The organism is Okeania sp. SIO3I5 (assembly GCF_010672085.1).
Lineage (GTDB): Bacteria > Cyanobacteriota > Cyanobacteriia > Cyanobacteriales > Microcoleaceae > Trichodesmium.
Window position 1 is genome coordinate 1 of sequence record NZ_JAAHHT010000308.1, and the last position, 9,941, is coordinate 9,941.

3 protein-coding genes are annotated in these 9,941 nt (G+C 39.2%); all 3 read left to right on the forward strand.

The genetic code is table 11. The features are described from left to right. Window positions 1–384 precede the first annotated feature (384 nt). Entirely contained in the window at window positions 385–4,668 is a 4,284-nt protein-coding gene (locus F6K40_RS36070) for a PAS domain S-box protein (protein WP_293143738.1), read from the forward strand. Between the two features lie 430 nt (window positions 4,669–5,098). Beyond that, window positions 5,099–7,498, forward strand: coding sequence for an ATP-binding response regulator (locus F6K40_RS36075; RefSeq protein WP_293143741.1), 2,400 nt, complete (start codon window positions 5,099–5,101; stop codon window positions 7,496–7,498). Beyond that, window positions 7,498–8,661 carry a hybrid sensor histidine kinase/response regulator gene (locus F6K40_RS36080; RefSeq protein WP_293143744.1) on the forward strand — a complete coding sequence of 388 codons (1,164 nt, stop codon included), beginning with the start codon at window positions 7,498–7,500 and terminating at the stop codon, window positions 8,659–8,661. The genes F6K40_RS36075 and F6K40_RS36080 overlap by 1 nt, the downstream gene beginning before the upstream one ends. Window positions 8,662–9,941 lie beyond the last annotated feature (1,280 nt).

The window sequence follows — 9,941 nt, forward strand, 5'->3', positions numbered from 1 at the left end:
ATTTTTCTGCCACAGTCAACTCAAAATCCTAACTTTTTGAACTCCCTAGAACAAAAACCTTGTACTTTTTCAAGACCATTACAGGCTAAAACCTTTAGGAGTCAATGCTTTTATATTTAATCAGCAAACCCTAATTACGCACTCAAAGCATGACTTTTGAATTCCGTGAAACCTTATTACAACTATGATTTTCTCCTGATATAAAATCCGGTTATACAGTAATCGTGCTCAAAAATCCTCAACTAAAATATGTTAAGCATGAATACGAATTTAAAAATTTGGTAGTCCTGCTGAGGAATGGCGAAGATACAATTGTGAAGTAAGGCATGTAGGTTATAATAGATTATAGCAAATTATAGCAAATAAATATAAACCCTCAGTTTTATGTTATCTCCTATCTCTGATAACTCCTTAGAAATAATGATTAAGTCAGCGATCGTCAAGAATCCATTAGTAGTGTCTCCAGAGCAAAAAGTCAGTGAAGCGATCGCTCAGATGGGGAATGTGGATTCATTATGCAGCACTACTCAAACTGACAATGATAACATGGATAGTCTGCACAGGCAAGCACGAGCTAGCTGTGTAGTAGTAATAGAAGAGGCCAAAGTAGTCGGTATTCTAACCGAGCGGGATATAGTGGGCCTGAGTATCCAGAAACCTAACCTCGATGTCTTGGTTATGAGAGAGGCAATGACTTCTCCTGTTTTGACTGTGAGAGAATCTGAGCTTTCTAACTTATTTTCAATAATCAACTTCATCCAGCAACACCATATTCGCCACCTACCTGTCCTTGATGACCAAGACCAGTTGGTGGGAATATTAACCCATAGCAGTTTGCGCCAGTCTTCCCAAGCATTTGAACTGATGCAACTACGGCGTGTTGCAGAAGTAATGACCGATCAAGTAGTCTCTGCCAAAACAGACTGCTCCCTGTTAAAGATCGCCCAGAAGATGTTTAAGCACAAGGTTAGTTCTGTTATCATCGTAGAATCTAACAATCAGAAAACTTCTGCAATCTCTGCTGATGCCAATTTTCTAACCCCTATGGGCATAATAACTGAGGGAGATATCGTCCAATTTCAAGCATTGGGATTGCGGTTAGCAGATTACAGGGTTGAAATAGTGATGAGTACCCCTGTGTTTGCAGTTCATCCAGAGGACTCACTGTGGTCAGTACAGCAGTTGATGGAACGAAAAAACATCAGTCGGGTGATCGTGACAGGGCAGCAGAGTCAGCTACTGGGGGTTGTCACTGCAACAAGCTTGCTAAAAGCTATCAACCCTGTAGAAATTTATAAGTTAGCAGAAGTTTTACAATCTAAGGTAGTGAGCTTGGAAGCAGAAAAAGTAGCTTTACTAGAAAGTCGTTCTAGTAAGCTAGAAACAGAAGTCAAAACTTTAAAGAGTGAACTCCAAGAAGAATTTGTTTACCGCCAGAAAGTTGAAGAGCGACTACAGGCAACGGATAGTCTCTTATTAAAGAGAAACAAGAATATACTCTCACCTAAGAAGAGTATCTTAGTCCAAATCCACAAAAAACTTCAAAGCGCCAAAGCAAAAGATAAGATCGATAACGACCAGATCGAAGTTGTGGTAGTTGAAGATAATCCTGATGATGTTGATATGATCGAGCAGTTTTTAACTAAAGCTGGATTCTTCAATGTTATGTTTTTTTCTCTGTTAGAGACTGCTCTGACCCACCTCCAAAACCATAAGCCAGATGTTGTGATCCTTAATCTACACCTACCAGATAGTCAAGGTTTAGCTACTCTGCAAGCTGTTGAACTTGCTGCGCCTACAGTGGCAATTATTGTCTTAATTAGCCTAAATAGTCATAATCTTGCTTTAGCTGCTATACATCAAGGATCTCAAGATTATTTAGTCAAAGGTAAAATTTCTCAGGATAATTTAGTGCGCTCAATTAACTATGCCATTTACCAGAAAAATTTACTTCAACAATTGCAGCACTTATTTGATAATGCTAAAAACTTAATTCATAGGGTTCGGATCGAAGATGGTAAGTTTGAATATGTTAACAAATCTTGGCAAGAAACTTTAGGTTATTCATCAACAGAAGTTCCAACCCTAACAATATTCGATATTCTTCATCCAAGTTGCTACAAACTTTGGCTGAATTTAATGAATAAAATACAACAAGGAATTGCTGAAACTGATAGTATTGAGTTGAGATTTATTAGCAAAAACCAAAAGGAAATTATCGTTGAAGGCAACATCGCTTTTGAACCAAATAATTATCCCAAAATAAGTCGCTGTATATTCCGAGACATTACAGAAGACAAAGTAATAGAGTCTGAGCGTCGCCAACTAATTCAAGAACTCTCAAAGTTTAAAAAAGCCCTTGATCAATCAGCGATCTGTGCGATTACAGATGCCAAAGGTATTATTACTTATACTAATGACAAATTTTGTGAAATCTCTGGTTATTCCCGATCGGAATTACTTGGCAAAACCCATAAGGTTGTTAATTCAGGTTTCCATTCTGTTAGCTTTTTCCAGAATTTATGGCAAACTATTACAAAGGGTAAAGTCTGGCAAGGTGATATTTGTAACCGAGCTAAAAATGGGAACTTATATTGGGTTTATAGTACGATCACCCCCTTTTTAAATGATCGGGGCAAACCCTATCAATACTTAGCCATCCGCTTTGATATTACCGAAAAAAAACAAGCCGAAGCCGAAATAGCTCAACAGCTCGCAAGTATTCAAGCTGCAGTGGATGGAACCGCGAGCATCAAGAATGATTTCTACCAAGATGTGAACCCTTCATACATTGAGATGTTTGACTATGAGAGTCAAGAAGAACTGGTGGGTAAAAGCAGGAAAATAATTCATTCTGCTGAGGAGTTAGAAAAATTTGATCGAGAATTTTTTCAACTATTAAAACAAAATCATTCTTGGCAGGGAGAAATAACTGCCTTACGCAAAGATGGTAGTATCTTGACTGAAGAAATTTCCTTGACTTTCTTAGAAAACGATCTGATAATTTGTGTTTGTCAAGATGTCACAGAGCGCAAACAAGCAGAATTAGCTTTGCAGCGATATAGCCGCGAAGTTGAAGACCTCTACAATAAAGCTCCCTGTGGTTATCACTCCCTGGATGCAGCCGGAACTTATGTACGGATAAATGACACGGAACTAAAATGGTTGGGTTATACTCGCTCAGAAGTTTTAGGGAAAAAGAAATTTCTCGATTTCCTCACCCCAGAAAGTCAAAAGGTTTTTTGGGAAAACTTTAACAAGTTTAAGACACAAAGCTCCGTCGATCGCGTGGAATATCAGATAATTACAGGAGATGGATCGATTCGCTGGTTTAGTGTAAATGCCATCGCAATTAAAGATGATGCAGGGAACTTGATAATGACGCGCTCTACTATGTTTGACATTAGCCTTAACAAAGCTGCTGAAGCAAAACTACAACACACCAATGCAAAACTAGCCCGTGCTACCAAGCTCAAAGATGAATTTTTAGCAAACATGAGCCATGAACTCCGTACTCCTCTCAATGCCATCTTGGGAATGACTGAAACCCTTCAGGAACAAGTCTATGGAGAGGTGAATGAGCGCCAACAAGATGCCCTCAAGATTATTGCTAAAAGTGGAAAACACCTGTTGCAACTAATTAGTGATATTCTCGATCTGTCTAAGATCGAGTCGAAGCAAGTAATACTGAATTGTCAGCCGATCAAGATCAAGAAACTTTGCCAGGATAGTCTGATTTTCATCAAACAGCAAGCTTTCAAAAAACGAATTCAAACCCATCTGAAAATTCCCTCCTCCCTACCTGAGCTGATCGTTGATGAACGTCGTATCTGTCAGGTATTGATCAATTTACTCAATAATGCTGTTAAATTTACGCCAGAGGAAGGCTCTATTACCCTGCAAGTTACTACTGTAGAAGCAGAAACTAATCCAGAAAATTTGTCTAGCACTGAAGCATCTGCCAATAACAGTCAGACATGGATCAGATTTTCTGTGATTGATACCGGAATAGGCATTAGTCAGGAAAATATAGAGAAGTTGTTTCAACCCTTTGTTCAGGTCGATAGTGCTTTAAACCGCCAATATTCAGGGACTGGTTTAGGTCTGTCTGTGGTGAAAAAGATTATAGAGTTACATGGGGGCAAGTCAGGAGTGACAAGTAAAGAAGGGGCGGGCAGTCACTTTTGGTTTGATCTACCTTGTGATAATTTACTGTTTAAGTCTACTCCCAACTTATCTAGAGATTCTCTTGCTTCTACTCAAGAAACTTCTAATTCACCTTTTACTCCTTGTCGCATCTTGCTAGCAGAGGATAACTTGTCCAATATCAAAACAATTTCTGGCTATCTGGCAGTCAAGGGATATCAGGTGATAACTGCCCATGATGGAGAAGAAGCTATTAATATGGCAAAGTCCGAACATCCAGACTTAATCTTGATGGATATTCAGATGCCAAAATTAGATGGTCTAGAAGCTATGAAGCAAATTCGTCAGGATTCAGCGATCAAAGATATCCCTATTATTGCCCTCACCGCTTTAGTCATGCCTGGAGATCGAAAAAAGTGTTTAGATGCAGGGGCTACAGATTATCTTAGTAAGCCTATTAGGTTGAGGCAACTGACAACGATGATTGAAAAAATAGTCTCTAATTCAAGCGAGGATGGGTGAGCAGACAACAGCAGAAAAATTAAGAGACTTTCATATCCGACTATATCCTCTGTCATATTATGTCCGGATAATCAGGGATAAAAAAACCTTTTCCCTTCTAACCTTTTCTTTCCTTCTGCCTCCTGCCTCCTGCCTCCTACCTTACCTTTTCCAAAGAGTAAATATTCAACCGGACATGATATAATTCCCATTTATCCTGTCTCCTGTCTCCTGTCTCCTGACTCCTATCTCCTATCTCCTGTCTCCTGTCTCCTGACTCCTATCTCCTATCTCCTGTCTCCTGTCTCCTGACTCCTGTCTCCTATCTCCTGTCTCCTGTCTCCTATCTCCTATCTCCTGACTCCTGACTCCTACCCTTGCCAATAAGACTTTTTCAGCAAACCCTACCTAATAAATCTTTCAATGATCGTAAACATTAACAAACACTACTATGATTAAGCAAAGCTTTCAACTTCTCCGAAACTTTTCGCTAGCTAGCCTCAGCTCATTTATTTTAGCCATTACTCTACTTGCAGTTTTGTATCGTCAGCAAGTAGTATCTAATCTGCTGAACTTAACGGAAAAGAACAATGTGATACTGACACAGTTTTTTGCTAATACAATATGGCAAGAATACGAGACTTTTTTGTCCTCAACCCAGACTTTTAGTGATGAAGCACTGGCAGCACATTCTCAAACTCGTCAAATCAATGAAATTGTTACCCAAAAAGTAGAAGGCTCCTCAGTTCTGAAAGTTAAAATTTATGACTTACAGGGACGTACTGTGTTTTCTACTAATTTTTCAGAAATAGGGCAAGATAAAAGCAAATCATCTGGCTTTTTATTGTCTAAGTCTGGTGAAGTCGTCAGTCAATTGGGGCACAGAGATACCTTCAAAGCATTAAACAGTAACCTAGAAAATCGTGATCTCTTGTCCAGCTACATTCCAATTTATGTCAATGGCAACAACAAAGATATTGTTGGGGTATTTGAGCTTTACACTGACGTTACTCCCTTGTTGCAAGAGATTAACCAAACCCAGAAAAATCTTTCACTGGGTAGTCTCGCGATCCTGACAATAGTTTATGTTATCCTCTTAGTTTTTGTTAAAAAATCAGATCGTTTGCTAAAAATACAGTATCAACAGTTAGAAGCATCTGAAGTTAGCCACCGAGATCAAGCCAATGAGTTAAAGGAAGTATTAGATCAACTGGAACAAGCTAAACTCAAATTGCTAACCACAAACGAACGCTTGGAATTAGCCACCAGTGCTGCTAAAATAGGGGTCTGGGACTGGGATATTCCTCACAATCGCCTAACTTGGGATGATTATATCTGCGAAGTATACGGCGTCAAACTATCCAGCTTGACAAATACAATTGAACTGTGGGAACAGACTTTACATCCAGAGGACGCTCCCCAGGCAAAGGAATTACTCTCGCAGTCTCTCCGAGGAGAAAAGAATTTCGACACCGTTTTCCGAATAATTGTTCCAGATGGCTCAATTCGCTGGATCGAAGCTCATGCTATTGTGCAAAAAAACGATCGGGATGAACCCCAACGCATGGTTGGTGTTAATATTGATGTGAGCAGTCACAAGCTAGCTGAAGCAGAATTACAACGAACTAATGTTGAATTAGCCCATGCCACCAGGCTTAAAAATGAATTTCTAGCGACAATTAGCCACGAACTCCGAACTCCTCTAAATGCCATCTTGGGCACGAGTGAAATACTTTTAGACAAATTATATGGAGAAATCAGTGAGGTTCAAAAAGATGCTATCAAGGTTATTGATCGAAACGGAAATCACCTGTTGCAAATAATTAATGACATTATAGATCTGACCAGGATTGAATCGGGTCAAATGAAACTACAGTACCAACTAACCAAAATCAACGATCTTTGTGAAAATAGCATGGTTTTAGTTAGACAGCAGGCTTTCAACAAACAAATTAAAACCCATCTGCACATTACCTCCACCTTGCCTGACCTGATTATTGATAAACAACGAATTGCTAAAGTTTTAATTAACTTACTCAACAATGCCATTAAATTTACCCCAGTGGAAGGCTCTATTACCTTAAAAGTTACTTCAAAAGTAAAGGCTTCTAAATTAAATTATGCTAATACAGAATCATCCCCCAACAGCAGTCAGACATGGATCAGATTTTCTGTTATTGATACCGGAATTGGCATTACTCAGGAAAATATCCAGAAGTTGTTTCAACCCTTTGTTCAGCTCGATAGTGCTTTAAACCGCAAATATTCAGGGACGGGTTTGGGTCTGTCTTTAGTCAAACAAATTGTAGAGTTGCATGGGGGACAGGTAGGAGTGATAAGTGAAGAAGGAGTGGGCAGTCACTTTTGGTTTGATCTACCCTCTGATGATTTACCGCTCCAGTCATCTACTCCCACATTACCAATAGATTCTGTTGCTCCTCCTACCCAAGCAACTTCCGAGACATCCATTGTCCCTTTCTGTATCTTACTAGCAGAGGATAGTTTGCCCAATATTAAAACAATTTCTAGCTATCTGAAAATCAAGGGATACAAGGTGATAATTGCCCAGGATGGAGAAGAGGCGATTCATAAGGCAAAGTCTGAACATCCAGACTTAATCTTGATGGATATTCAGATGCCAAAAGTAGATGGTCTAGAAGCTATGAAGCAAATTCGTCAGGATTCAGCTTTGAAAGATACTCCCATTATTGCTCTCACGGGTTTGGCCATGGATGGCGATCGAGAAAAATGTTTAGCTGCAGGGGCTACAGATTATTTTACTAAGCCTGTGAGATTGAAGCAACTAGCAACTATAATTGAAAAAAATTTGAGCGTTGGTGAATTAAGCTAATGAAAAATAGTATTTCAATTCTTGTAGTGGATGATGAACCTGAAAACTTTGATGTGATCGAAGGCTTATTCCTAAATCAAGACTACGAGTTAAGTTATGCACCGAATGGTCAAGATGCTCTTGAGTCTCTAGGCAGTTTTTTTCACCCCGATCTAATTTTGCTAGATGTGATGATGCCTGGGATAGATGGAATAGAAGTCTGTCGTCAGATTAAAGCAATGCCAGAATGGCAGGCAGTGCCGATCATTATGATTACTGCTTTAACTTCTAAAGAAGATTTGGCTCGCTGCCTAGCTGCTGGTGCTGATGACTTTATCAGTAAACCTGTTAATAGTCTTGAACTGCGTGCTAGGGTTCATTCTATGGTGCGGATCAAACAACAATACGACAAGATTCAAAACTGGTCTAAACTGCAGCAAAGCACTATCCAATTGCTAGAAAATAGTTTGACTGAGTTGCGCGGAAATCTTGCTAGCAGTTTATCCCATGAGTTGAACACTCCTTTAAATGGTATTTTGTCCAGTTTTCTTTTGCTCGATGATTATCTTGATGAAATGGATACTGAAGAGATTCAAGAGATTATCAATATTGGCACAAAATCGGCAAGACGCTTGGAACAGGTGACCCAAAAATTCCTAACTTATCTTTACTTGGAGTTACAAGCTTACAAATCCCTAGACGATCCGACTTCAGATATGGATCTTCAGGGGGCTGAAACCAACACATCCTTGATTTCAAAGATTGCAACTGCCAAAGCTAAAGCTCTCGATCGTTTCAACGATCTGACTCTGGAAATTCAAGCTGGTACAATCAGGTTTACTTCTCAGCATCTTCAGTGGTTAATTGATGAGTTATTAGACAATGCGTTTAAGTTTTCTGATCCTCAAACTCCTGTAAAAATCTGTGGTCAAGTTGTAGATCAGGTATTTCAACTCAATATTAGTGACTGTGGACGGGGAATGACTCAAGAGCAAATTGATAAAATAGGCGCATTCATGCAATTTGAACGTTATAAATATGAACAGCAGGGTGTTGGTTTGGGATTGAAGATTGCTCAGAAGATCGTTGATTTGTATGGAGGGAAAATCAAGATTTTCAGTACCTACCAAGAAGAAACCACTGTTCAGATTGAGTTCCCTGGGGTGTTGCATCATAAAGAATGATATTCTAGAATTTTATTGAGAGGCTGTTTTTGATTACAACTTATGAGATTGCTTCGGCTGAGTTAACACTTTCTCCATCAGCTTAACTGTTTGATTACCGCCTCGCAATGACAAGTTAACCACTGCGTCATTGCGAGGGGGGTGGGAAAAGTAATCAGGACTTACGCAAAATTCCAAATCATACACCATTTGTAGGGGCGAATGGCATTCGCCCTCTACTAGATATGGTGGTTCTGCGTAAGTCCTGGTAATTATTTTCTCTTGTCAACCGTTAATACCCCCCCGTGGCAATCTCTCAACCATGAGATTGCTTCGGCTAAGTTAATGCTTTTTCCATCAGCTTAACTGTTTACAGCAGTTTTTATGTCAATGAACCACATAAAAAAATGATAACCTTATGAGGGCGAATGCCATTCGCCCCTACTTTGTGGTTTACTCAAATGAAAAGCGCTGTAATTACCGCCTCGCAATGACAAGCTAACCACTGTGTCATTGCGATGGGGGTGGAAAAACTAATTATGTTAGTTGACCCAACCGTTAATACCGTGGCAATCTTTTCTGAGTTATCAAACTTTTAAATAATAAAAATTACTCCAAGACAAGCTAACTACTGCGTCATTGCGATGGGGGTGGAAAAACTAATTATGTTAGTTGACCCAACCGTTAATACCGTGGCAATCTTTTCTGAGTTATCAAACTTTTAAATAATAAAAATTACTCCAAGACAAGCTAACCACTGTGTCATTGCGATGGGGGTGGGAATAGTAATTATTTGAGTTGACCGAACCGTTAATACCGTGGCAATCTTTTCTGAGTTATCAAACTTTTAAATAATAAAAATTACTCCAAGACAAGCTAACCACTGCGTCATTGCGATGGGGGTGGAAAAACTAATTATGTTAGTTGACCCAACCGTTAATACCGTGGCAATCTTTTCTGAGTTATCAAACTTTTAAATAATAAAAATTACTCCAAGACAAGCTAACCACTGTGTCATTGCGAGGGGGGTGGGAATAGTAATTATTTTAGTTGACCCAACCGTTAATACCGTGGCAATCTTTTCTGAGTTATCAAACTTTTAAATAATAAAAATTACTCCAAGACAAGCTAACCACTGCGTCATTGCGATGGGGGTGGAAAAACTAATTATGTTAGTTGACCGAACCGTTAATACCGTGGCAATCTTTTCTGAGTTATCAAACTTTTAAATAATAAAAATTACTCCAAGACAAGCTAACCACTGCGTCATTGCGATGGGGGTGGAAAAACTAATTATGTTA